Genomic DNA, 26,141 nt, shown 5'->3' with positions numbered 1-26,141 from the left:
AGCGAACTTGCCCCTCACTCATGTCATTACCCAGCGTGAGGCCGCCTGAGCCCAAACACCAGGGGAATTCGGAAATCTGTGGACAGGAGGCTCGATGGGGAAAACTCGATCACTCCGAAGAGTGACGAGACGGGTCCTCGGGCGCGGGACGGGACCCGGATCGGGGCTCGGGACGGGATTCGGTCCGGGGCTCGGCGCGGGGCGCCTTTCCCCGTACGGGGAAACGGAGTTCGTTGCGGTCGATCTTCTCCGCGAGGGCCACGAGCGGATCGATCCCCGTCACCTCGCAGAACTGCAGCAGATAGGCGAGGACGTCCGCGACCTCGTCGGTGACCTGGTGCGCCGTGTCCGGGTCCGCCATCACCCGGCCCGCCTCCTCCGGAGTCAACCACTGGAAGATCTCGAGGAGTTCGGCCGCCTCCACGCTCAGCGCGGCGGCCAGGTTCTTGGGCGTGTGGTACGGCTGCCACTCCCGCGCCGCGGCGAACGCCGCGAGGCGGCGCTGCAGTCCCGCCAGGTCAAGTTCTGTCACGTGCCAGGTCTACCACCGTGATCCCCGGCGCACGCGGCACCTCCACCCCCTCCCCCACCGTCGCGACGAGCCGCAGATGTCCGGCCGCGCAGATCTCGGCGGCCAGGGCGAGCAGCGCGCGCAGCTGCCGGCGGTCGAGGCCGAGGTCGAGGCCGTCGGCGAGGACCGTCAGCGTCTGCATGGCCTGCGGCACCTCGGCGACCGGGTCCATCGCCAGCACGCCGGGGCCGGTGAGCAGGACGAGTCCGAGGGCGAGATAGCGCAGTTCGCCGTCGCCGAGGCGCCCGAGCGGAGTTGTCGCGCGGGCGGCGCGCTCGAGGACGGCCTGGACCGTGTCGCCCTCCATCGACTCCCGTAAGGCGAGCGCCGTGACCCGGCCGCCGCATCCCGCGCCCGCGAACGCGGCCAGGCGGGCGTGGCGCCGCGGGCACTCGGTGGCCGTGCGGTGCAGCACCTCGGCGAGGTTGCGGCAGTCGCGCCGCAGCCGCCCCGAGCCCACCGGCACCGGCGCGCGCATGCGCCGTGGCTGCGGGTCGCACGGGAAGACCGCTCGCAGGCCCACGACGACCTGTTCCGCCGCCGCGAGGACGTCGCGCTGGCCCTGGGTCTTGCCGGCCACCCGCAGCGGGAGCAGGGCGGTGCCGAGCAGGTCGTCCGGGAACGGCGCGCGGGTGACGGGTGTGCTGCCGGCGGTGTGCCACTCGGCCTGGACGGTGCCGCGGCCGGGATCGCGCAGGGCGGTGGTGAGGAGGGTGCGGCCGAGGCCGGTGAGGCGTTCGCCGACGATCCGCAGGGTGGGTTCGGCCTGGACGGCGACGTCGAGGCGGACGGGACCCATCGGTCCGTCGACCGTGCAGCCGATCCGGAATCCGCGCCTGCCCTGGGCGTCGGGCCTGGCCCGCTCCGGTACGCGGTCGACCGCGTCCGGCAGCGCCTCCGCGAGCCCGGCGCCCGCGCCGAGGGCGGCTAGCACCTCGTACGCCCGCAGAGCGGTGGACTTGCCGCTTCCGCTCGGGCCCCTGAGCAGCGTCACGGGCCCGAGCGGGAGCACGGTCGCGCGGTGCGCCCCGAAGGCCGACAGGCGCAGCTCGGTCACGGCGGGCCGTGCGATGCCGGGCTCCGTCGCCTCGGCGGGATCCGCCGCGGACAGCAGGCCCGCCAGGGACGGGTCCGTCACGGGCGAGTCCGTCAGGTCCGGCAGGTCTGTCAGGTCTGTCGACTCCGGCGGGTTCGTCAGGTCCGTGACGGGGCCGTCGGCGCCGACCCGTCCCTGCGGCGGCACGAGGCCGGTCGACCTGCGGAGGAAGGACGGACGGGAGCGGTCGGGTGCGGTGCCGCCGGTGGTGGTCATGATCGGAAGGTACGCAGCGGTCCGGACGGCGAACCGTTACGTCAGAACGACCTTCCTACGAACGAGGGACCGCTTCCCCGTCGAGCTCCTCCGCGTCCTGGTCCTCCGCGCCCTCCACCTCGGTGCCGGCCGGGGCCAGCAGGAAGACGTTGCGGTCGACCCGGTGCATGCCGCTGCCGAGGCCGAAGACGACGCCACTGCTGAAGTCGAGGACGCGCTTGGCGACCTCGGTGTCGGCGCTCGTGAGATCGAGGAGCACGGGGACCTGGGCGATGAGGTACTCGGCGACCTCGCGCGCGTCGGCGAAGATCTGGACGCGGAGCACGACCATGCGCCGCTGCTCGGCCGACTCGTACTGCTCGGGGATCGTGCGGTGGTCGACCCTGGACGGCCATTCGTCCCGGCCGCGCAGGGGCACGACCTGAGCCAGGCCCTCCCACTGCTCGTCGGTGACGTCGTACCTCTCGTACCTACTCATGCGCCCATCCTCCCGTTCCTCACCCGTTCGGCCCAACACCGACACGAACGGACTCGCCGAGCCCCCCTCACCGTCGGCCGTCCGCGCCGTTGTGGCAGGTCGGGACGGGAGGGCCCTCAGTCAACCACGGAGGCGCGGACGGTGACGCGCCGGTAGCCGTCCGACGACGCCGTACGGCCGGCCGCGGGGCGCGACCGGCCGTACGGGCTCGGGGCAGGGACGAACGGGAATCGGGGCATCGGCGCCCGCGGGACCGCCTGCGGGACCGCCCTCGGGACCGCCCGCGGGACCGCCCTCGGGATCAGGGGCAGCTGATGCGGGTGTCGCCCGGGTCGGTGGTGCAGGTGTCGGTGCCGGAGCCGCCGTTGGCGGTGTCGTTGCCCGAGACGCCGTCGGTGGTGGTGAGGCGGTCGTTGCCGTAGTAGCCGGTCAGGATGTCGTTGCCCGGGCCGCCGTTGAGGGTGTCGTCGCCGAAGCCGCCGTCGATGTCGTCGTTGCCGAAGCCGCCGTGGACGGTGTCGTTGCCGTAGTTGGCGCGGATGGTGTCGTTGCCGCCGAGCCCGCAGATGACGTCGTTGTTGAGGCTGCCGTTGAGGGTGTCGGCGCCGCTCGTGCCGATGACGGTGCAGCCGAGGGCGTTGTTCACCGAAGTGGTGGCGGTGGCCGTGTTGTTGTTGGCGACCGGGTCCTGCTGGGCGGCGCTCACGGTGGCCCGGTTGGTGAGCGTGCCGGTGGCCCGGGGCTCGGCCGTCACGGTGACCCGGGCCGTCGCGCCCGGGGCGAGGGAGCCGAGGGCGCAGGTGGCGGTGGTCGTCGAGGTGACCGTGCAGGTGCCCTGGGTCGGTGTGGCCGAGACGAGCGTGGCGCCGGTGTCGGAGAGGGTGTCCGAGAGCGTGACGCCGGTCGCGGTGGCGGTGGAGCCCGTGGAGTTGGTGACCGTCACGGTGTACGAGGGCCGGTCGCCGATGTTCGCGGTGGTCGTGCCGCTCTTGGCCACCGACAGGTCCGCGGTGGACGGCGGAGGCGGCGGCGTGCCGTCGCCGCCCTGGTAGCGGGCGAGGGCGAAGGCGAAGCCCGCTCCGTAGCCGGCCGCGACGATCTTGCCGTCGGGCTGTACGAGGACGCCGCGCGCCTCGTCGAAGTCGCCGAAGCCGGTGACGGCGAATCCGTCGCCGCTGAAGCCGGTGTCGGGCATGCCGTTGGGGTGGAAGCGGGCGACGCCGAAGTCGTTGGACTCGGAGCTGTTGGGGTCGTCGGCGCGGCCGGCGACGACGATCTTGCCGTTGGACTGGAGCGCCACGGCGTTGGCGACGCCGCCGTCGCCGGGGAAGGCGACCGAGGTACGGCCACCGGTGCCGAAGGTGGCGTCGGGGCTGCCGTCCGCGTTGTAGCGGAGGAGCGCGAGGCCGGCGCCGCCGGTGCCGACGGCCACGATCCTGCCGTCCGGCTGCACCGCCACGTCGTTGCCGAACTCGGTGCCGCCGAAGTCCGCGGACACCATGCCGTCGCCGCTGAAGGCCGGGTCGAGCGAGCCGTCGGCGGTGTAGCGGGCCACGCCGATGTCGAAGGCGTTGGCGACGTAACCGACCAGGACGATCTTGCCGTCCGACTGGAGGGCCATGCGGCGGGCGACGCCGCCGGGGTCCTGGGGCGAGGTGGGCGTGAAGCCGGCGACCACGGCGCCGTCTCCGCCCAGGCTCGGGTCGAGGGTGCCGCCGGCGGTGAGCCGGACGAGCGCGAAGCCGCCGCCTCCGCCCTTGCCGGCGGCGACGATCCGGCCGTCGGGCTGGACGGCGACGTCCGTGCCGTCGGCGGATCCGCCGAACTCGTCGACGCGGAACAGGCCGCCGTTGCCGAAGGCCGTGTCCAGGCTGCCGTCGGGCTGGTAGCGGGCCACGGAGAAGAAGCAGCAGCCGCCCTCCTCGCCCGGCATCTCGGTGGTGCCGGCCACGACGACCTTGCCGTCCGGCTGGATCGCCACCGCGTTGGCGGAGTGCGAACCGCCGCCGAAGTCGCTGGTCGTCGTGCCGTCGCCGGCGAAGGTCGGGTCGAGGCTGCCGTCGGTGTTGTAGCGGGCCAGCGCGAAGCCGCCCTCGCTCTGGCCCACCACGACCAGCTTGCCGTCGCCCTGCCGCGCGATGTCGTTGCCTCCGGCGAACCCGGGGAAGGAGGTGACCACGCGGCCGCCGGTGCCGAAGGACGGATCCAGGTCGCCGGGCGCGGCCGCCGCGGTCCCGGGCAGGACGAGGGCGAGCACGAGACCGAGCGCGAGGCCGAGCGCGGAGCCGGAGGCCGGGCGGAGGGCGGCCGGTCGGCCGGATCTCCGGCCCGGTCCGCGGCGCCGGAGCGCCGTCCTCAGGTGTACGTGGGGGGTCATGCGCGTACGTACCTCCGTCGTCGCGACGTACAGGGTGGCGCGCACAGCCTTTCCCCGGCCGTCTCTCTCGGCCGCGCGCACCGTGCCGTACTGCACCCACTGGCCGCACCGTAACCACCCACGCGAGGGAGCGCACGAGCACCGCCCGTCGCACGCCGCACCCGGCCGGGCGGCGGCCGGGCGGGGCGCGGCGGCCGGGCGGGGTACGGCGGGCGACGGGCGGCAGTCGAGGACCGGCAGGCGAGGACCGGCAGGCAGCGGGCGACGACGGGCGGCGTGCGACGGGCGGCAGGGTGGCGGGGCTCAGACGCCGAGCCGCCGCGTCAGGGCGCGGCGCCACAGCAGCAGGGCCGTCCCGGTCAGCAGGGCCGCGGCGGCCATCCCCAGGAAGAAGCCGGGGCCGGGCACCCGGTCGCCGGAGACCTTCAGGGCGTTGCCGCCGATACCGCCGCCGAGGGCGCCGGAGAGCCAGAACAGGCCGACCATCTGGCTGACGAAGCCGGCCGGGGCGATCGCCGTGGAGGCGCTCATGCCGACCGGCCCGAAGGAGACCTCACCGGCCGCCAGCAGCAGGAAGGCCAGAAGCAGCCACAGCGGCGACACCCGGGAGGCGCCGCCGTCGCCGCCGCCCGCCAGCGTCGCGGCGGTCGCCATCACCAGATACGCGGAGGCGACGGCTCCCATGCCGACGGCGTACTTGGCCGCGGTCGGCAGCCGGTCGCCCGCGCGGGTCCACAGCCAGGCGAACAGCGGCGCGAAGACCAGGACGAACAGCGGGATCGCCGACTGGAACCAGCTCGCCGGCACGGTCCGGCCGAACAGCTCGCGGTCGGTGGCGTACTTGGCGAACAGCGCGAAGGACGAGCCGGCCTGCAGGAACAGCGCCCAGAAGACGGACGAGACGAGGAACAGCCAGACGTACGTGCGCACCCGGACGCGCTCCAGACCGTTCAGCGCCGGGTTGCGCAGCAGCCGCCAGAAGCAGATCACCGGTGACGCCACGCACAGCAGGCCGATGAGCACCATGACATGGGGCAGGCGGAAGGTGCCGAGGGCGGCGTCGGTGCCGTACACGAGGACGACGACGGCGGTCGCGGCGAGCGCGACGCGCAGCACCCGGGTGCGCTCGGCGGGCGGGACCGGGCGCTCCGGCAGCCGGCCGATGTCCCCGAAGTGCCGGGTGCCGCGCACGTACTGGAGCAGGCCGAGGCCCATGCCGACGGCGGCGGCGGCGAAGCCGAGGTGCCAGTTGACGCCCTCGCCGAGCGCGCCCACGACGATCGGCGCGATCAGGGCGCTGACCTGGACGCTCATGTAGAAGACGGCGAAGCCGGCGTCGCGCCCGGCGCGGTCCTTCCGGTCGTAGAACGCGCTGAGCAGACCGGCCATGTTGGGCTTGAGCAGGCCGGTGCCGCAGGCGATGAGGAGCAGGCCGGGATAGACGGCGCCGTACACCGGGACGGCCATCGACAGATGGCCGAGGGCGATCAGGACGCCGCCGTGCAGGACGGCGCGCTGCGTGCCGAGGATGCGGTCGCCGATCCAGCCGCCCGGGAGGGAGGCGAGGAAGACGGCGGCCATGTAGGCGCCGAAGAGGAGGGCCGCGTCGCCGGCGGAGAGGCCGAGGCCGCCCTCGGCCCGGTCCTCCGTCGCGTACAGGACGAGCGTCGCGGTCATCCCGTAGAAGCTGAAGCGCTCCCACACGTCGGTGAGGAAGAGCGTGGTGAAGCCGCGCGGCCGGCCGGCCGGCGGAGTGGGGCCGGTGGGGCGCAGCCGCCGGCCGGGGGCGGGCGTTCGGGTCTCGGCGGCCATGGTTTTCCTCCCTGCGGACGTCGGACGGTCGCCAGGAGAATCTGACCGGAACGCTTCGGGGACGGCTCGAGAACCGCTCGGGCTGCGGGGCCCGGGCGCGGTGCGCGGCACCGGACGCCCGCACGGGCGCGGGCATGAGCGCGGCGCCCGGCCGGGGGATGTACCGGGCGCCGCGGATGGAGGGGACGTACGCCGGCCGGAGTCAGGCCGCACCCTGGACTCCCGCGAACCGTTTCCCTCGCTCCGGAAGGAAACGCGGTGCCGCTCGGAGCCCGCTCGTGTGCGGCTCGCCCACCGGGCGCGGCCGGGCCGTCCGGTCGGTCGGCTAGTCGGGCCGGTTACCGGCCTTGCCGCCGACCTGGTACGGGGTGGTGACGTTCTCGTACGCGACGTGCATCACCATCCCGAGCTGGGCGTGGTTGAAGTTGTGGCAGTGGTCCATCCAGATGCCCGGGTTGTCGGCCTTGAAGGCGACCTCCCACTCCTCGCCCGGCCGGACGAGGACGGTGTCCTGCCAGATCGGGCTGCCGGTCAGGGCCTTGCCGTTGTGGCTGAGCACCAGGACGTGGTGGCCGTGCAGGTGCATCGGGTGGTCCTCCTGGCCGCGGTTGAGGAACCGGACCTTGATCAGCTCGCCCTCCTTGACCATGAGCATCGGCGCGTCCGGGAAGACCCGGCCGTTGATGGTCTGGCGGAGCGCGAAGCCGCCGTTGTAGAAGCCCAGCCACTCGTCGAGGACGAGGTCGAAGGAGCGGTCGTACGTGCTGCCCGGGCCGAACGGCTGGGATCCGGGCCTGCCGTAGGAGGTCTTGTCGAACTCCTCGCCGTCGAACTTCGGCGCGAGCGTGCCCTTGCCGTCGGCGGAGAAGGCGATGCCCGCGTCCGGGGCGTCCTCCGAGGCCAGCCGCACGGGCGTGGCGGGCATGGTGAACTCGACGTCGAACCGGCCGGCTCCGGCCGTCACCAGCCGGCGGCCGCTGACCTCGCCGGGCTCGTTGATGTCCATGCCGTCGATCGAGGTGACCTTGTAGGGCACGCCGGTCAGGGTGAAGATGCGGGTCTCGACGTCGCTGTTGATCAGCCGCAGCCGCACCTTCTCGCCGGGGCGCGCCGTGCGGCGCTGCAGGACGTCCGAGGTGCCGAGCGCGGTCACCGGGCCCTGGGCGGTCTCCCAGGTGTGGGCCTGGACGGTGACGTCCTGGTCGACCGGCCGGAGCGGCTGCGCGGGATCGATGACCATCGGGCCGAAGAGGCCGCGCTGCACCTCCTCGGAGGAGGCCTGGTGCGAGTGGTACCAGAAGGTGCCGCGCTCCTTGACCCGGAAGCGGTAGGTGTACGTGCCGCCGGGCTGGACGGCGTCCTGGGTGACGCCGGCCACGCCGTCCTCGCCGTTGGGCACGTCCAGACCGTGCCAGTGGGTGCTGACCGGGACGTCCTTGAGCTTGTTGACGAGCGTGACCTCGACGAGCTCGCCCTGCTTCATGCGCAGTTCGGGGCCCGGGATCTGTCCGTTGAAGGTCCAGGCGTCGACGGTACGGCCGGAGGCGAGCTTGATCTTCGCCTCCTGCGCGGTGAGGGTGAAGCGGCGGTCCGGCGTGCCGGTCTTCGGGCCCTTGAGGGTGTCCACGCTGACGGCGTTCGCGTTCGTGTGCGCGCCGCCTGCCGCGTGGCCGGTGCCGTGGCCGGCGTCGTGTCCGGCGCCGTGCACGCCGAGCGCCTCGGTGGCCGAGCCGGAGGTGCCGGAGGTGCCGTGGTGGCCCTCGTGGTCGGCGGCGAAGGTGGAGCCGCCGCCGTAGTCCATGGTGCCCTTCATCATCGAGAACGTGTCCGGGAACCTGCTGCTCTGGGACTCCAGGGTCACCAGGGAGCCGATCACGCCGAGCACCACGACGGCCGTGCCGAGCCGCACCGCCACCGTCCGGCCGCGCCGCCGCGGCGGCGTCGGTACGCGCCCGCTCAGCCGGTCGGCCCGGCGGCGGGCCCGGACGGCGAGCCACACCGCGCCGGCCACCAGGATGACGCCGTACACCGGCCAGTTGAGCGCCACCGGCCGGTCCGGCGGGAGGAACTTCTCGAAGAAGCCGCCCACCGCGCCGAAGGCGGCCAGCTGCGGCGGCACGGTGATGCGCGGCGCGGCCAGCGCCGTGGGCTCGTCCTGGCCGCTGCGCCGGGCCGCACCGAGCACCCGCGGCAGGCTGAGCACCAGCGTGGCGAGGACACCGGGCAGGAGCAGCAGCAGCGTGGTGATGACGCGCCGGTCGCCGACCAGCTCCCAGTTGAGCTGGGCCATGAGGGAGAAGGTCAGCAGCCGGCCGGCCGACAGGATTAAGGCGAGCAGCGTGAGGACGGAGGCGATCCGGGCGCCGCGGCGCAGCCGCTTCGTGTCCGGGCGGGTGGCGAGCCGCCGGACGGTGAGCGCGGCCAGCAGCCAGACCGGGAACAGCACGAGTTGGAGGATGAAGTCGAAGATCGAGATGGCGAGATACATTCCCTGCTCCGATCAGTGAGACAGGCCCGGGGGCGCTCACGGGCCCTCGGGCTTGTCTCTTGACGGTGTGTGGTGCTTCTTGACGGGTGGGCGGTGGTGGTCAGGAGGACCGGTCGGCGGTCAGGCCCGGCCGGCGGTCAGGCCCGGTCGACGGTCAGGGCGCTGGCTCCGCCGAGCACCTCGATGTCGTAGCGGTCCTCGGCCGACTCGTAGGTGGGGCTGGCGAAGGTGGTGCCGCCGCCGGCCGCGCCCAGGTGCTGGGAGTCGAAGGTGAGCTGGGAGGCGCCGCCGCTGACGGCGATGCGGGCCGCGACGTCCTGGGGACGGCGCAGGCTGACGTTGCTCACGCCGCCGGCGACCCGGATGCGGACGGTGCCGCGCGGCCGTGGCAGCGAGACGGAGACGTGGCTGGCGCCGCTGCCGAGGTCGAGGCGGGTCAGCACGATGTTGGTGAGGTCGGCGGTCAGCCGTCCGGTGCCGCCGTCGACCTCGATCGCCCAGGCCACGGTCGGGTGGACGGTCAGGCTGCCGCTGTGCCGGCGGACCGAGAAGGGGTGCAGCCGCCGCGGGTAGCGGACGGTGACCACGCCGGCCGTGGCGTCGATCTCCGGGACGAGACCGGAGAAACGGCCCTGGTAAAGGTGGTCGCTGTCCTTCGGCTCGGCGGCCAGCGTCAGCTCGGACGCGCCGCCGACGAACTTCAGCAGTCCGGTGGTGACCGGGCCGAGCGCGCCGCTGAACGTCTTCTCCTGGGTGGTCATCGGTCAGTTCCTTCCGTTCTCGGCGCGGTCGAGGACACGCGCCAGGATCTCTTCGAGCTGTTCCTGCGGCTGGTCGGCCGGGCCGGCCGAGCGCCAGGCGACGAAGCCGTCGGGCCGGACGAGGACCGCCCCTTCGGGGCCCACGCCGTAGCGCTCGGCCCAGTCGCCGGCCGGGTCGGTGACGTACTCCGCGCCGATCCGGTACACGTCGAGGTCGACGCCGAGCCGCTGCGCGGCCGGGCCGGCGGCGTGCTCCCAGCCGGTGCCCTTGGGGCCGGTGAGCAGGACGGGTGCCTCGCCGAAGAGGTCGAGGGACGACAGTTCCTTGCCGCGGCAGCGGACGGTGACGTGCGGGGCGCGGGTACCGGGCCGGCCGAGCGTGCGCGGGTCGAGGGCGGGCGGCAGTTCCGTACCGTCACCGTCCTCGGGGAGCAGGGCGCCGCTCGGGTAGCGCTGGCCGAGGATGGCGGCCGCGTAGCTGACCCGGCCGTCGTCCTGCCCGTCGTGCGAGCGCTCCTGGAGTTCGGCGAGCGCGTAGTCGATGGTGAAGCGGGCGACCGGGCGCCGCTCGGCCTCGTAGCTGTCGAGCAGGGCCGGGCCGGCCGTGCGGTCGAGGACGGCGGCGAGCTTCCAGGCGAGGTTGTCGGCGTCCTGGATGCCGGTCGCGGCGCCGAAGGCGCCGGTGGGCGGCATGGTGTGGGCGGCGTCGCCGACGAGGAAGGCCCGTCCCTCGCGGTAGCGCTCGGCGAGGCCGGCGGAGATCTCGAAGCCGAGTATCTTCTGGCCGGTCTTCTCGACCTGGACCTCCAGGCCCTCGACGTGGAGGTCCGGCACGCCGACGGCGGCCCTGATCGCGTCGATGCAGCGGGCCTCGTCGAAGTCCTCGAGCCGCTCGCCGCGCTCGGGGTGGTACGGCGTGTAGAAGACCCAGCGGGAGCCGTCGAGCGGCATGAGCAGGGTGCCGGTGTCGGGCTGGTCGAAGTAGCCGAGGCCGAGGTCGCGACCGCGCAGCGGGGCGGTCAGGTCGGCCTTGAAGACGACGCTGACGGTGTGGATGAGGGTGCCCGGGCCCTCGACGGCGATGCCGAGGCGCTCGCGGACGGTGCTGCGGACGCCGTCCGCGCCGATCAGGTACTGGGCGTGGACGGTGGTCTCCTCGCCGGTGGCGGTGTCGCGGAGGGTCGCGACGACGCCGTCGTCGGTCTGCTCGAAGCCGGCGAGTTCGGTGGACCAGCGCACCTCGGCGCCGAGTTCGGTGGCGCGCCGGGCGACGAGGCGCTCGAGCCGGTCCTGGTCGATGGAGCACCAGGTGCAGGGCGTGACCTCGGAGGTGAGCTCGGGCGCCTCGTCCTGCATGGGGGCGGAGAAGATCTCCGGTCCGGCCAGGGTCTCGGCGCGGACCATCAGCTTCTCGCTGAGTTCGGAGGTCAGGGAGCGGTCGGCGAAGATCTCCTCCTCCAGGCCGGCGGCCCGGAAGATCTCGACCGTACGGGGGTTGATGACCCGGGCCCTGGGGTGTCCCAGGGCGCCGGGGTGGCGCTCGACGAGAAGCGGGCGGATGCCCCGGCGGGCCAGGAACAGTGCGGTCGACAGTCCGACCACGGCGCCGCCGACGATGAGGACGGGGGTCTGCTCGGTGGGAGCGGGGGTCATGGGTACCTCTCCGTTCGGGACGGTCGGTCAGGTGCGGTGCGTACGGGCCGGACGCCCGGTCGTGCGGTCGGGCCGTCGTGCGCGGGCGTCCGGTTCCGTGCGGTGGTGCGGTCGTGCCGTCGTGCGGTCGTGCGGTCGTTCAGTGGTCCGGTCGTCGGTGGTGCGGTCGTACGGTCGGGGCTCGTTCGGTCGTACGGTCGGGGGCTCGGGCCGTGCCGGGCTCGGGCCTCGCTCGGTTCAGGCGGTGCGGGGCTCCGCCACGCCGGGGCCGGACGGCTCGCCGCCGGTGTCGGCGGTCTCGTCCCAGGACTCCTCGTGGTGGCTGGCCTGCTTGGGCAGCAGCAGGACGAGGAGCAGGACCAGGGCGGTCAGGCCGAGCTGGGCGAGGATGGTGCGCTGCAGCGCGGTGGAGAACACCTCGCGGCGGGCGTCCGCGGCGGCGGCGCCGATGGCGGCACCGGCCTGCGGGTCGGTCACCTTGGTGAGCGGCGCGCAGCTGGCGGGCTCGACGGTCGGGTCCTTGGACTGGGTGCGCTCGGTGAAGCAGGTCTCGAAGGCGTTGGTGAGCGCCTTCTGCTGGTCCTCGGAGACGTGGACCTGGACGAGTGCGGTGCGCAGCTGGCCGCCGGCGTCCTTGGCTGCGGTGTCGGCCGAGCCGCCGAGGAAGCCGAGGAAGATCGCGCCGATGACCGCGATGCCGAGGGCGCCGCCGACCTGCTGGAAGGCGTTGACCACGCCGGATCCGGCGCCGGCGTGCTCCGGCGGGACGTCGGTCAGGATGAAGTCCAGGATCGGCGCGATGATCATGCCCATGCCGAGGCCGCCGATGAGGAGCGCCGGCAGCAGCGACCAGGAGCCGATCTCGTCGCCGCGCAGCTGGATGGTGAGCGAGATCCCGGCGAGGCCGGCGGCGAGCAGCACTGCGCCGATGACCATGACCTTGCGGCCCAGCTTGGCGGTGAGGACGGTGGCGGAGAAGGCCGCGCCGAAGCTCACGCCGAAGGACCAGGGCACACCGGTCAGACCGGCGCGCAGCGCGGAGAAGCCGAGGCCGTTCTGCAGGAAGAGGATGAAGATCAGGAAGTGGCCGATGGTCACCGCGAAGAACACCGTGTTGGCGACGATGCCGGCGGTGAAGGAGCGGTTGCGGAACATGCTCGGGACGATCAGGCCCGGGCGGCCCTGGCCGGCGAGCCGCCGCTGGTAGGTCCAGAAGAGGGCGAGCACGGGCACGGAGGCGGCCATGGAGGCGAAGGACCAGACGGGCCAGTCCAGCTCACGGCCCTGCACGAGCGGGAAGAGCAGCAGCAGGAGGCCGGCGGTGAGCAGCACGGTGCCGGTGACGTCCAGCTTGATCGACTCGGGCGACTTCGACTCGCGGATCACCGAGGAGGCGGCGAGGAAGAGCAGGATGCCGACCGGGAGGTTGATCAGGAAGACCATGCGCCAGCCCTGGCCGAACAGGTCGGCGTCGATGAGCAGGGCGCCGATGATCGGGCCGCCGACCGTGGCGAGACCGGCGACGCCGCCGAAGGCGCCGAGGGCCGCGCCGCGCTCCTTGGGCGGGAAGGCGGCGGTGATGATGGACAGCACCTGCGGCACCATGAGCGCCGCCGTGGCGCCCTGGAGCACACGGGAACCGACCAGCACGCCCGGGCTGCCGGCGAAGCCGCACAGCGCGGAGGCGATGGTGAAGCCGGCCACGCCCGTGAGGAAGAGCTTCTTGCGGCCGTACATGTCGCCGAGCCTGCCGCCGAGGATCAGCAGGACGGCGAAGGACAGCAGATAGCCGGCGACGACCCACTGGACCGTGGCGTATCCGGTGCCGAGGTCGCTCTGGATCGACGGGATGGCGACGTTGACGATCGTGGAGTCGAGGAGGTCCATGAACGCGGCGAAGAGCACCACGATCAGCGCGACCTTCCGCTTCGGGTCTCCCTCGACGGGCGGTGCCGTCGCGGACGTGTTCGACATGGTGCACCTCTCTTTGATCTAGACTGCGCAAGACAATCAGAAACTCGGATGCTTACTAGGCGGGAGTCTTCCCGACTCGTTATCTCAGCAACTAAGATAACGATGAAGCTAGATAAATGGAAGGGCGGGACGTATGTCAAGTGCGGATCGTGCGGAACGTGCAGAACTGGCCGCGGCCGTGGATCAGGAGCTGCGGACCCTGGTGAGCCGGTCGGTCCTCTTCCACCAGGCCGTCGCCGACCGGCTCGGCCTGAGCGTCCTGGACCTGAACTGCCTCGGTGCGCTGGTGGCCCGCGGCCCGATGGCGGCCGGGCAGCTGGCCGAGGAGAACGGGGTGACCACCGGCGCCATCACCGGCGTCATCGACCGCCTGGAGGCGGCCGGTCATGTCCGTCGTGACAGGGATCCCAAGGACCGTCGGCGGGTGCTCGTGACGCCGATGCCCAACCTGGAGGCGAAGGTCTTCCCGCTGTTCGAGTCGCTCGGCAGTTCGCTCGCGCAGCTGTGCGAGCGCTTCACCGAGACCGAGCTCGAGACCGTGCTCGAGTTCGTCCGGGCCGCCGCCCCGATCACCCACGAGGAGGCGGTGAAGCTCCGGGCCGGCAAGAGCTCGGCCCGGCGGGCGGCCGCCGCCAAGTAGGGCCCGGGGAAGGGCTGTTGTCGACCGGTGGGCGGTGCGGGCTGGTGCGCTACGAGCGTACGCACCAGCCGCCCCCGCGTCACCCGGGTATTCGGCCGACCACCAGACGCAGCGGCGTGCCGCTCGGCACGACCCCGGCGTACTCGAACCCGGCCCGCTCGAACATCGCGCCGTACTCCTCGGCCGTACGCTCCCAGCCGCCCATGACCAGCAGCATGTGCAGGTCCATCAGGGCGTCCCAGGGCGTCTCCGGCGGGTCTGCCACCAGCTGCTCGAGCAGCACCACCCGGCCGCCCGGCCGGCCCGCCTTGAGGCAGTTGGTCAGCACCGTGTGGCAGGCGTCGTCGTCCCACATGTGCAGCACCTGGCGGATCACGTACACGTCCGCCTCGGGCACGCCCTGGAAGCAGTCGCCCGTCACCAGCTCGGTCCGGTCGCCCAGCGCGCCGCCCTTGCGCAGCTCGGGCAGCGCGGCGGAGATGGCGTGCGGACGGTCGAACAGCACACCCTTGACGTGCGGGTTTCCTTCCAGCAGCGACTTCAGCAGGCTGCCGTGCCCGCCGCCGACGTCGCACAGCGTCTCCACGCCGGCCAGGTCCAGGGCCGCCACCACGCCCGGGTTCATGGCACGGGACTGCGCCGCGTAGCCCTTCAGGCAGGCCTCGCCGGCCGCGTTGTCGTCCTCGTGGAAGTAGGTGAAGAGGTCCTTGCCGTACTCCACCTGGAAGGCGCAGTCGCCTGTACGGACGCTCTCGGCGAGCTTGCCCCACATCTCCCAGCCCCAGTGCGAGCCGGTCAGCATGATGTCCGTCACCGAGCCGGGCGCGTCGGAACGCATCGCCCGCGACATGGCGGTGTGCTCGTACCGGCCGGGGCCGGCCTGACGGAAGATCCTGAAGCCCACCAGGGCCCGCATCAGCCGGGTCAGCGCGGGCACGTCCGCGCCGACGGCCGCCGCGATCTCCTCGACCGAGGCCGGCCCGTCGCCGACCGCGTCGGCGAGCCGCAGCTGGGCCGCGGCCTGCACCACGGCGCTGGCCCACATGCCCCAGCCGAGCTCGGCCACCGCCTGGGCGGGCGGCGGGCCGATCACCGGGGCGCCCTCGCAGGCCGCCACCGGGTCGACGGTCACGTCACCTGACATCCTCAACCACCTCTGTTCTGGGGGACCTTGTCAGGCCCGGACGGATTCGATCAGTGCGATGGGGGCCCGCTCGTGGCCGACCAGCGGGAGGCGGCGCGAGGAGGTGAAGCCGGCCTCCGCGAGCAGCCGCCGGTACTCCTCCTCGGTGCGCGCCCGGCCACCGGTGAGCACCATGAACTCCACGTCGTTGGCGTGGACGTGGGAGGAGTGGTCGGTGTACTCCCAGTCGAGCAGCAGCAGCCGGCCGCCCGCCGGGGCGGCCTTGGCGCAGTGGGCGAGCAGCTGGGCGGCGGCCTCGTCGTCGAGGTCGCACAGCACGTTCTTGAGCAGATAGAGGCTGCCGCCGGCGGGCACCTCCTGCCGGAAGTCGCCGGCCACGAGCTCCACCCGGCCGGTCAGGCCCTGGGCCTCGAAGGTCTCGCGCGCGAAGCCGACGGCCCAGGGCAGGTCGAGCAGCACACCGCGCGCGCCGGGCTCGGCACGGAGCAGCCGGGCGAGCACGGTGCCGGGGCTGCCGCCGACGTCCACGATCTCCCGCTCCCCCGCCAGGGAACAGCTGGCGACCAGCGCCTCGGCCGCCTCGACGGAGAGCGAGGCGCAGGTCTCGGCGTAGCTACGGGCCTCGTCGGGGTGCTCGGCGTAGTACTCCCAGTGGTCCACGCCCCACACCGTGCGGGTGGCCGGGCGGCCGGTGCGGACCACGTCGGCGACGAGCTCCCAGGGCCGGGTCATGCCGGGCGCGTTGACGGCGATGGCGAAGCCGCGCAGCGACGGCACGTCGGAGCGCAGCAGCTCGCCGGCCGGCGTCAGCTCCCAGCGACGCCCGCCCTCGCCGGCGGCGCCCTCGGCACCGGTCCCGCCGGTGCCGGTCGCGCCTTCAGCCGCGCCGCCGCCGGCGGCACCGGCGGCCGGTGCGATCAGGCGGTGCAGTTCGCACACGCGCAGGAAGCGCTCCAGGCTCGGCCGGTGCGCCCCGATCGCGTCGGCGACCTGGCCGGTGGTGCGCGGCCCGGCGCCGAGCGCGTCGGCGATCCGCAGCTCGGCCATCCCGCGGGCCACCAGACCGGCGGACCACTGGAAGGGCTGGAGCTCCTGCAGGGCGCTCAGCGGGCTGAAGGCCGCGCCCGGGTCATCGGTCGCCGCCATCAGTGCCCGCCGTCGACGTAGAGCACGTTGCCGGTGATGTTGCCGTTGGCCGAGGAGCCGAGGAACAGCGTCGCGTTGACGACGTCCTCGACCGTGGAGAAGTGCAGGAAGGGCATGGCCTTGTTGAGCGCGGCCCGGGCGCCCTCGGCGTCGAGGCCGGCGACCCGGCCGCGCACCTCCTCCGGCAGCTTCTCCAGCAGGCCCTCGGTCACCACCGGGCCGGGCGCGACGACGTTGGAGAGGATGCCGTGCTCGAAGAGCTCGGTGCCCAGGGTGCGGCTGAGGCCGTGCAGGGCGGACTTGCTGGCGGCGTAACCCTCCGCGCCCTTCAGGCCGCGCTGCACGATGGCCGCCGACATGAACACGATCCGGCCGCCGCCGCGCGGCTTCATGGCCGGCAGCGTCGCCTGCACGGTGTGGAAGGCGCCCTCCACCTCGGCCCGCAGGGCCGGCAGCCAGGACTCCGCCGGGATCTCCTCGAAGGCCGGCGCGTGCGGGCTGGGGCCGCCGGAGGCCGAGGCGTTGACCACGAGCACGTCTATGCCGCCCCACTGCCCGCTCACCTCGGCCACCGCCCGCCGCACGGACTCCGGGTCGGTCAGGTCGAGGTGGACCGGCAGCGCCTGGCCGCCGGCCTCCTCGATCTCGGCGGCGACGGCCTTGGCGTTCTCCACGCGGCTGAGGTAGGTGAGCGCGACCTTGGCGCCCTCGCCGGCGAAGGCGCGGGCGAGCGGCCGGCCGATGCCGCCGCTGCCACCGGTGATCAGTACGACCTTGTCCTTCAGGCCGAGTTCCATCGCAAGACTCCCGTCCCTGTCCGGCGGGTCCGCCGGGTGTCCGTCACATGCGGCCCGCGACGCGCACACGCGGGCACCGCACCCCAGCTTGGAGATCGCGACTGGAGTGTCACTTGAGCGATTCACCCGAGCGGGGGTCCATCGGGATTCCAGGGCGGATTGAGGTCGGATCCCGATAGTTCACCGGGCGTGCTCACCAGCCGGGGCGCGGCCACACACGACCGGAAAGGAACCGGCGCATGACCAAGACCCGTGAAGAGCAGGGCTCACTGGACCTGAACGGCATCATCCAGCTGGGCATGGCGTTCGGCAGCGCGAAGATCCTGCTCACCGCGAACGAGCTCGACCTCTTCACCGTGCTGCACGACGGCGGACCGGCCACCGAGGAGGCCATCCGCACGAAGCTCGGCCTGCACGAGCGCGGCTCCCGCGAGTTCCTCAACGCGCTGGTCAAGCTGGGCCTGCTGAAGCGCGAGAACGGGCGCTACGGCAACACCGAGGCGGCCGACACCCACCTGGTGAAGGGCCGGCGGACGTACGTCGGTCGCTTCCTCAGCCGTTCCAGCAGCGTGCTGTACGGGGCCTGGGGCGGCTTCACCGAGTCGCTGAAGACCGGTGAGTCGCAGATCGAGGGCCACGGCGACGACAACATGTTCAAGCACCTGTACCGCAACGAGGAGCAGATGCGCGACTTCGTCGCCATGATGGACGCCCTCAACTGGGCCGTCGGTCCGGAGCTCGCGAAGGCGTTCGACTGGAGCAAGGTCAAGACCGTCACCGACGTCGGCGGCGCCCGGGGCAACCTGGCCGCCACCCTGATCCACGCCCACCCGCACCTGAAGGCCACCGTGTTCGACCTGCCGGCCGTCGAGCCGGCGTACGAGGACCACATCGGCGGCCTGGGCCTGAAGGACAAGATCGCCTTCCACGGCGGCGACTTCTTCGCCGACCCGGTCCCGGAGGCGGACGTCGTCATCATCGGCCACGTGCTCGAGGACTGGTCCCCCGAGCGCCGCAAGCAGCTCATCAAGTCGGCCTTCGACGCGCTCAAGCCGGGCGGTGCGCTGCTGGTCTACGACCCGATGCTGGACGACGAGCTGAGCCCGCTGAACAACCTGCTCACCAGCCTGACGATGCTCGTCGTGACGCACGGCGGATCCGAGTACCGGGTCGACGACTGCCGCTCCTGGATGAAGGAGGCCGGCTTCGCGGAGACCACCGCCGAGCTGCTCGACACCAACGACATCCTCGTCGTCGGCCGCAAGAAGTAGTCCCTCGCGTCACGGGCGGCACCTCCGCGACCTCGCGGCGGAGGGGCTGCCCGCGCGCTTGTACCGCCCCGAACTCCCCGTATCAGCGCGAAGTGTCAGCGCGATCCGCTCCCGTACCACCCTGCATGAATCCCGTACCACCCTGCATGAAGGGATACCGATGTCGATCGACGATGCACCGCCGGCCTTCCCCTTCCCGGCGCCGGACACCTTCGAGCCGCCCGAGGAGTTCCGCCGGCTGCGCGAGCAGGCTCCGGTGGCCCGGGTGACGCTCCCCACCGGTGACCGGGCCTGGCTCCTGACCCGTTACGCGGACGTGCGCGCGGCGCTGGTCGACCCGCGGCTCAGCCGGGCCGCCGCCGAGACGCCCGAGGCGCCGCGGATGGGCAACACCACGCCGGGCCCGAAGACCATCCTGGGCATGGACGCCCCGGACCACTCGCGGCTGCGCCGCCTGGTGACGCAGGCGTTCACGGCCCGCCGGGTCGAGGCGCTGCGGCCGCGGATCGAGGAGCTCGCCGAGGAGCAGATCCGTCTCGTCCTGGTCGCGCCGCGGCCGGTCGACCTGATGTCCTGCTACGCGCTGAGCCTGCCGATCAAGGTGATCTTCGAGCTGCTCGGGGTGCCGTACGACGACGTCGACCGGCTGCACGCCTGGAGCGAGGTCATCTTCAGCCTCGGCGGCCACACGGTCGAGGAGGTCCGCGAGGCCCGCGGCGCGATCATCGGCTATCTGCGCGAGCTGATCGAGCGGCGCCGTGACGAGCCCACCGACGACCTGCTGAGCGTGCTGGTGCACGCCCGGGACGAGGGGCAGCGGCTCTCCGAGGAGGAGCTGCTCGACTTCGCGATGATCCTGATGACCGTCGGGCACCAGTCGACGGCCAACTCGCTGGGCACCGCGCTGTTCACGCTGCTGCACCACCCGGACCAGCTGGAGCTGCTGCGCAAGAAGCCGGAGCTGATCCCGGGCGCCGTCGAGGAGCTGCTGCGCTTCAACCCGTTCGTCTTCACCGGCACCCAGCTGCGGGTCGCCACCGAGGACCTGACGATCGGTGAGACGCGGATCAGGAAGGGCGAGGCGGTGATCGCCGCGCTCGGCTCCGCCAACCACGACGAGGAGGTGTTCGCCGAGCCGGACCGCTTCGACGTCGAGCGCACGCCCAACGTCCACCTGTCCTTCGGCTACGGCATCCACCACTGCCTGGGCGCCCAGCTCGCCCGCCTGGAGATGCAGATCGCGCTGCGGACGCTGATCGACCGCGTCCCCGACACCCTGAAGCTCGCGGTGCCGGCGGACTGGCTCACCTGGAAGACCGGGCTGACCGCCCGCGCGCTCGTCAATCTGCCGGTGACCTGGTGACGGGGCCGGCGATGGACGAGCAGTGGCGGATCACCGTGCACAAGACCTGCCGTCGCAGCGGGATCTGCGCCGCGGCGGCTCCCCGGTACTTCTCCGTGGACGACGACCACCGCACCCGGCCGACGGCCGGCCCGGTGGCGCCCGACCCGGAGCTGATCGACGTCGCGGAGGCCTGCCCGGCCGAGGCGATCACGCTGACCGACCTGGTCACCGGCCGGCCGGTGACCGCCCCGGCCGAGCCGGCCGGAGGACGAGGAACGAGAGAGGTCCGACCATGAGCATCCTGGGCAGCAGCCGCCGTTCCCTGCTGAGACGCGCCGGCCTCCTCGGCTCGGCGCTCGCCGTCGGCGCCGCGGCCCCGGCCGCGGCGCAGGAGGAGCGGCACGGCAACGGCGAGCCGTACGGGCACCGCCGCAAGGACCGGCGTCCGACGCCGGTCGGCAGCTGGTCGGTCACCGTCACCATCGAGGGCGTGCCCGACGTCGAGCACGCGCACTACTCCTTCGGCGCCGACGGGCAGCTGATCCTGCAGACCCACCGGCACACCCACACCGGCATCGGCACCTGGGAGTGGACCGACGACGGCTTCGTGTACGTGACCCGGGGCCTGCGGCCGAACGCCGACGGCGGTCTGCTCAGCGAGCTGCGGATCCGGCACACGGCGCGCTTCGACGCCGACGGCGGCTTCACGTCGACCGGCACGGGCCAGGCCCTCGACGCCACCGGAAAGGTCCTGATGGAAGTCCAGTCCACGGCGGTCGGCACCCGGTTCGGTGTCGACGGCTGACCGGCCGCCGGCCGGGACAGAGCGAAGGAGAGTGCTGGTATGTGTGGCATCGCCGGCTGGGTGGACTTCGAACGTGATCTGCGTCAGGAGGCCGCCGTCGTCCGGGAGATGACGACGACCATGGCCCTGCGCGGCCCCGACGCCGGCGATGTGTGGATCGCTCCGCACGCCGCGCTGGGGCACCGCAGGCTGGCCATCATCGACCTCGAGGGCGGGCGGCAGCCCATGGTGGCCGAGGAGGGCGGCCGGGTCCAGGCCGTCCTGACGTACGCGGGCGAGGTGTACAACTTCCGTGAACTGCGCGAGGAACTCGCGCTCAAGGGACACCGGTTCGCCACCCGCAGCGACACCGAGGTGGTGCTGCGGTCCTATCTGGAGTGGGGCGAGTCCTTCGTCGAGCGGCTGAACGGCATGTTCGCCTTCGCGCTCTGGGACGCCCGCTCCGAGGAGCTGCTCCTGGTGCGCGACCGGGTGGGCATCAAGCCGCTGTACTACCAGCTGCTGCCGGGCGGCGGCGTGCTGTTCGGCTCGGAGCCGAAGGCGATCCTCGCCCATCCCCGGGCGAGCCGGACGATCGACGCCGAGGGGCTGCGCGAGCTGTTCGCCGGCGTGAAGGCGCCGGGCGCCGGAGTGATCAGCGGCATGCCGGAGCTGGCGCCCGGGCATGTGCTCAGGGTCTCGCGGGACGGGCACCGGCTGCGCCGCTACTGGCAGCTGGAGGCGCACGAGCACGAGGACGACCTGCCGACCACCATCCGCACGGTGCGCGAACTGCTCGAGGACATCGTCACCCGGCAGATCGTCTCGGACGTCCCGCTGTGCACCATGCTCTCCGGCGGGCTCGACTCCTCCACGCTCACCGCGCTCGCGGCCGGGGCCAAGCAGCGGGACGGCAGCGGCAAGGTCCGCTCGTTCGACGTCGACTTCGTCGGCTACCTCGACAACTTCGAGCCGGACCTGACGCATCCGACCGCGGACTCGCCGTACGTACGGCAGGTCGTGGAGCACGTGGACGCCGACCACCAGCACATCCTGCTGGGCAACGCGGAGATGATCGACGCGCCGACCCGCCGCGCGGTGGTCCAGGCGCTGGACTGGCCGGTGCTGATCGCCGGGCCCGGCTCCATGGACATCTCGCTGTACCTGCTGTTCCGGGCGATCCGGGGCCACTCGACGGTGGCGCTGACCGGCGAGTCGGCGGACGAGCTGTTCGGCGGCTATCCGTGGTTCCACCACCCGGAGTACGGCCAGCCGGGCACGCTGCCGTGGAGCCTCGCGCACAACCTCGGGATGCCGGCCCTGTTCGGCCCGGTCACCACCCGGATCGACGTGCGCGGCCACCAGGCCGACCAGTACCGGCAGGCCGCCGCGGCGGTGCCGCGGCTGCCCGGCGAGAGCGGCCGGGCCCGGCAGTTCCGGGAGTCCACGTACTTCTTCCTGACCCGCTTCATGCGGACCCTGCTCGACCGCAAGGACCGGCTCAGCATGGCGGTCGGTCTGGAGGTCCGGGTGCCGTTCTGCGACCACCGTCTGCAGGAGTACGTCTTCAACGCGCCGTTCGAGTTCAAGACCTTCGACGGCCAGTGGAAGAGCCTGCTGCGGGCCGCGGCGAAGGACCTGCTGCCGGAGGCGGTGCTCAGCCGGCCCAAGACCGGCTATCCGATCTCCAACGACACCGCCTACGACCGCTACGTCCAGGAGCGGTTCGCCAAGCTGGTGGCCGGCGGCGACGCGGCGGTGCTGCCGCTGCTGAACCCGACCGTCGTCGAAGACGTGCGGCGGGACGCCACGGCGGCCGCCGGGCTGACCCGGATCGAGATCGACATGGCGCTGCACCTCGACGAGTGGATCGCGTCGTACGGGCTCGACCTGGCGATCTGAGCGGCGCGCCGCAGACGAAAGGCTCCCCCGTCCCGGCCGGGACGGGGGAGCCTTTCGTTCTGTGCGGGTGGTGCGGGCCGTGCGGGCGGTGCGGGTGGTACGGGTGGTGCGAGCGTCACCAGGCCACCGGGAGGACCGCCGGACGGCGGAACGCCATGCCCGACACCCACCGCAGCTCGTCCGTCGGCACCGCGAGGCGCAGCCCCGGGAAGCGGTCGAGCAGGCCCTCCAGGGCCAGCTGCAGCTCCATCCGCCCGAGCTGCGCGCCCAGGCAGTGGTGCAGGCCGTGGCCGAAGGTCAGGTGCGGGTTGTTCTCGCGGGACAGGTCGACCTCCTCCGCCCGCTCGAACACCTCCTCGTCCCGGTTGGCCGAGGTGATCGCCGGCAGCACCGCGTCGCCCTTGCGGATCAGCGCCCCGCCGAGCTCCACGTCCTCGGTGGCGATGCGCATGGCGCCGGCGCCGCCGCCCGCCACCGAGTAGCGCAGCAGCTCCTCGACGGCGCCCGGCACCAGGCCGCGGTCGGCGACCAGCCGCCGCCACAGCTCCGGTTCGCGCAGCAGCGTGATCAGCGCGCCGACCAGCTCGCCGGTGGTGGCGTGGTAACCGGCGACCAGCAGCGTGTGGCCGAAGGCGAGCAGCTCCTCCTCGGAGAGCCGGTCGCCGTCCTCCTCGCGGGCCTCGATGAGATGGGTGAGCAGGTCGTCCGCCGGCTCCTTCGCCTTGGCGGCGATCAGCTCGCCGAGGTAGCCGTTGAGGCCGCGGCGGGCCTCCATCACCTCGTCCGGCGAGTGGGCGGATATGGAGAGCATCACGTCGGACCAGACCCGGAACCGGTCCTGGTCGGCGAGCGGCACGCCGAGCAGCTCGCAGATGACGGTGATCGGCAGCGGCTGGGCGAGGTGGGCGATCAGGTCGGCGGGCGCGCCCTGCTTGCCCATCGTGTCCAGGAGCCGGTCGGTGATCTCCTTGACGTGCGGGCGCATCCGCTCGATGTGCCGGGCGGTGAAGGCGCGCGCGACCAGCTTGCGCAGCCGGGTGTGCTCCGGCGGGTCCATGGTGAACAGCGACTTGGATCCCTTGGCGACCGGCAGCAGCCGCGGCGCGTCGGGCGCGGTCAGCGCCGACTTGCTGAAGCGCGGGTCGGCGAGCACCTGGCGCACGTGCTCGTAGCGCGTCACGAGCCAGGCCCGGTGCCCGGTCGGCAGCGTGATGGGCGCGACCGGCTCGGTGGTGCGCAGCTCGGCGTAGGCGGGCGCCGGCCGGAGCGGGTCGGGGACGGGCAGGGGAAAGGTCCGCTCGGGGCTCTCGGCGGCGGTCATGGGTCCTCCTCGGGAAGGGGGTCGACTCGGCACGTGGTCAACGGATGCGGTGGTTCGGCGGGCCCGGACGCACCGGACGCCGCTCCGCGAGCGGAACGGCGTCCGGTGGGTCGGTCGCCCGCAGCGCGGTCGCCTAGGCCGTCTCTTCCGGATCTTGCCGGGCTCTCGACGCCCGGTGCCGCACCTCGCCGCGTTGTCGTCGGTCGCCGATGCTCCGCATCGCTTCCCTCCTCCGCCTTGCGATGCACGACACCGGACGCCGCTCGCTGATCCGGCCTGATCCGAAAGAAACTACCTAGAGCACGGCGTCCGCCAGGCGGTCGAGCTGGTCCGGGTCGGCGTCGCAGGGCACGAAGACGATCTCGTCGCAGCCCGCGTCCTGATAGGCCGTCACGGCGGCCCGCAGCCGGGACGGTTCGGTGAGCGCCATGGTGACGATCGACTCGGCGCGGCCCGAGAACGCGTAGTAGTCCAGGAGGTAGCGCTGGGCGAGCCACTCGGCCCGCGGGCCGAGCGAGAAGTAGAGCAGGGTCATCAGGTGCGGCCGGCCGGTGCGGCCGTGCCGCCGCCAGGCGGCCTCCACCCGGTCGGCGTTGGCCCGGTAGCCGCTCGGTGAGCTGCCGCCGGCGATCCAGCCCCGGCCGTACTGCGCGGTGCGCCGGAAGGCCGCCTCGGAGGTGCCGCCGAGGATCAGCGGCAGCTCGCCCTGGGGCGCCGGGCCGACGGCGCCCGGGCCGCCCTCGCCGCGCCAGATCTCGCGCAGCTCGCCCAGCATCGTGTCGAGCAGCTTGCCGCGCAGGGCCGGATCGACGCCCGAGGCGGTGAAGTCGTCGTCACGGTTGCCCGCCGCGAGCCCCAGCGTCAGCCGGCCGCCCGAGACGCGGTCGAGGGACGCCACCTGCTTGGCGAGCAGCGGGGTGTTGTTGCGGTACGGCGCGGTCAGCACCGTGGTGGCGAGGCCGATGCGCCGGGTGACGGCCGCGGCGGCGGTCAGCGCGACCAGCGGGTCGTAGTTGTCGTACACCAGCCGGTCGAGCACGCCGAGCGTGGAGAAGCCGTGCTCGTCGGCGCGCCGGGCCCAGTCGGTGAGGCGCCGTCCCTCGGTCCCGGGGACGGCGGCGGGCAGGCCGACTCCGATCCGCATCATCGCCCTCCCTCGACGGACTCGACGGGCTCGCCGGGCTCTACGTACTCCGCGAACTCGGCGAACTCGGCGAACTCGGCGAGCTGGGCCGCGACCCGCGCCGGTGCCGGTCTGCGCTCGTTGTCCGCCCGTACCTCCTCGGCGGCCTTGCGGTACCCGGGCTCCTCCAGGAGCGCGGTGACCGCCTCGCGGATGCCGGCCGGACTCGCCTCGGCGCCGGGAAGGGAGATCCCGGCCCCGGTCGCGGCGAACCGTTCGGCGTTGAAGGTGTGGTCGATCAGCTGCGGCACCACCAGCTGCGGCAGTCCCGCGGCGAGTCCGGTCAGGATGGTGCCGGCCCCGCCGTGGGCAACCACGAGGTCGCAGTGCGGCAGGACGCTGTGCAGCGGCACCGACTCCAGCACCTTGGCCCGGGCCGGCAGGGCGCCGAGCAGCGGGCGCTGCTCGGCGGCGACCGCCACCACGATGCCGACGTCGAGCGCGTCGAGCGCGGCGACCACCTCGCCGCCGAGGAACAGCGACGGGTCGAGCCGGCCGACCGTCGTTCCCCAGGTCACGCAGACCCGGGGCCGGCGGCGCTGGGCGGGCGGCAGCGGCACGGGCACCGTGCCCGCGCCGTTGTACGGCACGTACCGCATCGGCCGGCGCTCGAGCGGGCCCGGGCGGGACTCCTCGGGCACCTGCATCGCGGGCGGGCACAGGTCGACGGTGAGCGCACCGAGGGTGTCCACCGTGTCCAGGCCGAAGCGCGCGAACAGCGGCGCGAGCTCCCGCGCTTCGGCGTCCAGGGTCGCCTGGCGGTGCATCAGGTCGGCGCCCCAGGGCATGCGCACCGCCCGGGCGCCGGACGCGGTGGCGGCGAGCGGCCCGGCGTACGCGGTGGGCTCGTGCACCACCAGGTCCGGGCGCCAGGCCCGGGCGAACGCCACCAGGTCGTCCGCCATGGCGTCCGCGAGATCGGCGAAGAGCGACACCGCGCGCGGGCCGCGGCCCGCCTTCCCGGCCGACCGGCCCGGAATGTAGTCGCGGATGCGGGCCACCGCGTCCAGGTCCCGGCCGACCGGCACGAAGGGCAGGCCGGCGGAGGTGACCGGGGCCGCCAGGCCGGGCGGCGCGGCCACCCGTACCTCGTGGCCCGCCGCCCGCAGCGCCCAGGCCAGCGGCACCATGGGATAGAAGTGGGTCGGCCACGCCCAGCTGACGAACAGCACCCGCATCGCC

The 26,141-nt window shown here is 73.1% G+C and carries 21 protein-coding genes; 6 read left to right on the top strand and 15 right to left on the bottom strand.

What is annotated here, in order from left to right:
- Positions 1-109: 109 nt before the first annotated feature.
- The 9 genes from ACIGO8_RS25185 to ACIGO8_RS25145 all read right to left on the bottom strand — a co-directional run bounded on the left by ACIGO8_RS25185 (position 110) and on the right by ACIGO8_RS25145 (position 13,426).
- Positions 110-532 carry a nucleotide pyrophosphohydrolase gene (locus ACIGO8_RS25185; protein WP_399734840.1) on the bottom strand — a complete coding sequence of 141 codons (423 nt, stop codon included), beginning with the start codon at positions 530-532 and terminating at the stop codon, positions 110-112.
- Positions 519-1,883: an ATP-binding protein gene (locus ACIGO8_RS25180; RefSeq protein ID WP_399734837.1), complete on the bottom strand. Its 1,365-nt coding sequence runs from the start codon at positions 1,881-1,883 to the stop codon at positions 519-521. Before ACIGO8_RS25180 ends, ACIGO8_RS25185 begins: the two co-directional genes overlap by 14 nt.
- Positions 1,884-1,938: 55 nt before the next feature.
- Positions 1,939-2,361, bottom strand: a complete 423-nt coding sequence (locus ACIGO8_RS25175; protein ID WP_399734834.1) for a cell division protein SepF — start codon at positions 2,359-2,361, stop codon at positions 1,939-1,941.
- Between the two features lie 301 nt (positions 2,362-2,662).
- The gene (locus ACIGO8_RS25170; RefSeq protein WP_399734831.1) at positions 2,663-4,738 is read right to left on the bottom strand and encodes a calcium-binding protein; all 2,076 of its coding nucleotides are present in this window, start codon (positions 4,736-4,738) and stop codon (positions 2,663-2,665) included.
- A 303-nt stretch (positions 4,739-5,041) separates the two neighbouring features.
- Positions 5,042-6,550, bottom strand: coding sequence for a peptide MFS transporter (locus ACIGO8_RS25165; RefSeq protein WP_399734828.1), 1,509 nt, complete (start codon positions 6,548-6,550; stop codon positions 5,042-5,044).
- Positions 6,551-6,875: 325 nt separating this feature from the next.
- Positions 6,876-9,038, bottom strand: coding sequence for a multicopper oxidase family protein (locus ACIGO8_RS25160; protein WP_399734826.1), 2,163 nt, complete (start codon positions 9,036-9,038; stop codon positions 6,876-6,878).
- 137 nt (positions 9,039-9,175) lie between these two features.
- On the bottom strand, positions 9,176-9,799 hold the full coding sequence (locus ACIGO8_RS25155; RefSeq protein WP_399734823.1) for a hypothetical protein: 624 nt from the start codon (positions 9,797-9,799) through the stop codon (positions 9,176-9,178).
- A 3-nt stretch (positions 9,800-9,802) separates the two neighbouring features.
- Positions 9,803-11,452 (bottom strand): FAD-dependent monooxygenase, encoded by a 1,650-nt coding sequence (locus tag ACIGO8_RS25150; protein WP_399734820.1) that lies wholly within the window; start codon positions 11,450-11,452, stop codon positions 9,803-9,805.
- A 237-nt stretch (positions 11,453-11,689) separates the two neighbouring features.
- On the bottom strand, positions 11,690-13,426 hold the full coding sequence (locus ACIGO8_RS25145; RefSeq protein ID WP_399734816.1) for an MFS transporter: 1,737 nt from the start codon (positions 13,424-13,426) through the stop codon (positions 11,690-11,692).
- 178 nt (positions 13,427-13,604) lie between these two features.
- Here ACIGO8_RS25145 and ACIGO8_RS25140 point away from each other — a divergent pair, with 178 nt between their 5' ends.
- Positions 13,605-14,066, top strand: a complete 462-nt coding sequence (locus ACIGO8_RS25140) for a MarR family winged helix-turn-helix transcriptional regulator (protein ID WP_399734814.1) — start codon at positions 13,605-13,607, stop codon at positions 14,064-14,066.
- Positions 14,067-14,145: 79 nt separating this feature from the next.
- Here the strand turns inward: ACIGO8_RS25140 and ACIGO8_RS25135 are convergent, their stop codons facing one another.
- From ACIGO8_RS25135 to ACIGO8_RS25125, 3 genes are read right to left on the bottom strand one after another with little or no spacing between them, the layout of a single operon-like run.
- On the bottom strand, positions 14,146-15,210 hold the full coding sequence (locus ACIGO8_RS25135) for a methyltransferase (protein ID WP_399734811.1): 1,065 nt from the start codon (positions 15,208-15,210) through the stop codon (positions 14,146-14,148).
- A gap of 30 nt (positions 15,211-15,240) precedes the next feature.
- Positions 15,241-16,356, bottom strand: coding sequence for a methyltransferase (locus ACIGO8_RS25130; protein WP_399734808.1), 1,116 nt, complete (start codon positions 16,354-16,356; stop codon positions 15,241-15,243).
- Complete coding sequence (locus ACIGO8_RS25125; protein ID WP_399734804.1) at positions 16,356-17,153, bottom strand: SDR family NAD(P)-dependent oxidoreductase; 798 nt, start codon at positions 17,151-17,153, stop codon at positions 16,356-16,358. The genes ACIGO8_RS25130 and ACIGO8_RS25125 overlap by 1 nt, the downstream gene beginning before the upstream one ends.
- A 239-nt stretch (positions 17,154-17,392) precedes the next feature.
- On the opposite strand from ACIGO8_RS25125, the gene ACIGO8_RS25120 reads away from it, so the two are divergent.
- The 5 genes from ACIGO8_RS25120 (at position 17,393) to asnB (ending at position 22,455) form a co-directional block, all read left to right on the top strand.
- Positions 17,393-18,424: a methyltransferase gene (locus ACIGO8_RS25120; protein WP_399734801.1), complete on the top strand. Its 1,032-nt coding sequence runs from the start codon at positions 17,393-17,395 to the stop codon at positions 18,422-18,424.
- A 160-nt stretch (positions 18,425-18,584) separates the two neighbouring features.
- Positions 18,585-19,787 carry a cytochrome P450 gene (locus ACIGO8_RS25115; protein WP_399734798.1) on the top strand — a complete coding sequence of 401 codons (1,203 nt, stop codon included), beginning with the start codon at positions 18,585-18,587 and terminating at the stop codon, positions 19,785-19,787.
- Positions 19,788-19,798: 11 nt separating this feature from the next.
- Complete coding sequence (locus ACIGO8_RS25110; RefSeq protein ID WP_399734795.1) at positions 19,799-20,065, top strand: ferredoxin; 267 nt, start codon at positions 19,799-19,801, stop codon at positions 20,063-20,065.
- Positions 20,062-20,574 (top strand): hypothetical protein, encoded by a 513-nt coding sequence (locus ACIGO8_RS25105; protein WP_399734792.1) that lies wholly within the window; start codon positions 20,062-20,064, stop codon positions 20,572-20,574. The genes ACIGO8_RS25110 and ACIGO8_RS25105 overlap by 4 nt, the downstream gene beginning before the upstream one ends.
- A gap of 39 nt (positions 20,575-20,613) precedes the next feature.
- Positions 20,614-22,455 carry an asparagine synthase (glutamine-hydrolyzing) gene (asnB, locus tag ACIGO8_RS25100; RefSeq protein WP_399734789.1) on the top strand — a complete coding sequence of 614 codons (1,842 nt, stop codon included), beginning with the start codon at positions 20,614-20,616 and terminating at the stop codon, positions 22,453-22,455.
- Positions 22,456-22,570: 115 nt separating this feature from the next.
- Here asnB and ACIGO8_RS25095 read toward each other — a convergent pair whose 3' ends face one another.
- The 3 genes from ACIGO8_RS25095 to ACIGO8_RS25085 all read right to left on the bottom strand — a co-directional run bounded on the left by ACIGO8_RS25095 (position 22,571) and on the right by ACIGO8_RS25085 (position 26,137).
- Entirely contained in the window at positions 22,571-23,776 is a 1,206-nt protein-coding gene (locus ACIGO8_RS25095) for a cytochrome P450 (RefSeq protein ID WP_399734786.1), read from the bottom strand.
- 295 nt (positions 23,777-24,071) lie between these two features.
- Positions 24,072-24,923: an LLM class flavin-dependent oxidoreductase gene (locus ACIGO8_RS25090; protein WP_399734783.1), complete on the bottom strand. Its 852-nt coding sequence runs from the start codon at positions 24,921-24,923 to the stop codon at positions 24,072-24,074.
- Entirely contained in the window at positions 24,920-26,137 is a 1,218-nt protein-coding gene (locus ACIGO8_RS25085; RefSeq protein WP_399734780.1) for a nucleotide disphospho-sugar-binding domain-containing protein, read from the bottom strand. Before ACIGO8_RS25085 ends, ACIGO8_RS25090 begins: the two co-directional genes overlap by 4 nt.
- Between the last annotated feature and the right edge of the window lie 4 nt (positions 26,138-26,141).

Origin of the sequence: Streptomyces sp. NPDC053493, assembly GCF_044544825.1 — a bacterium.
Lineage (GTDB): Bacteria > Actinomycetota > Actinomycetes > Streptomycetales > Streptomycetaceae > Streptomyces.
This window is presented reverse-complemented; position numbering and strand designations above follow the sequence as displayed.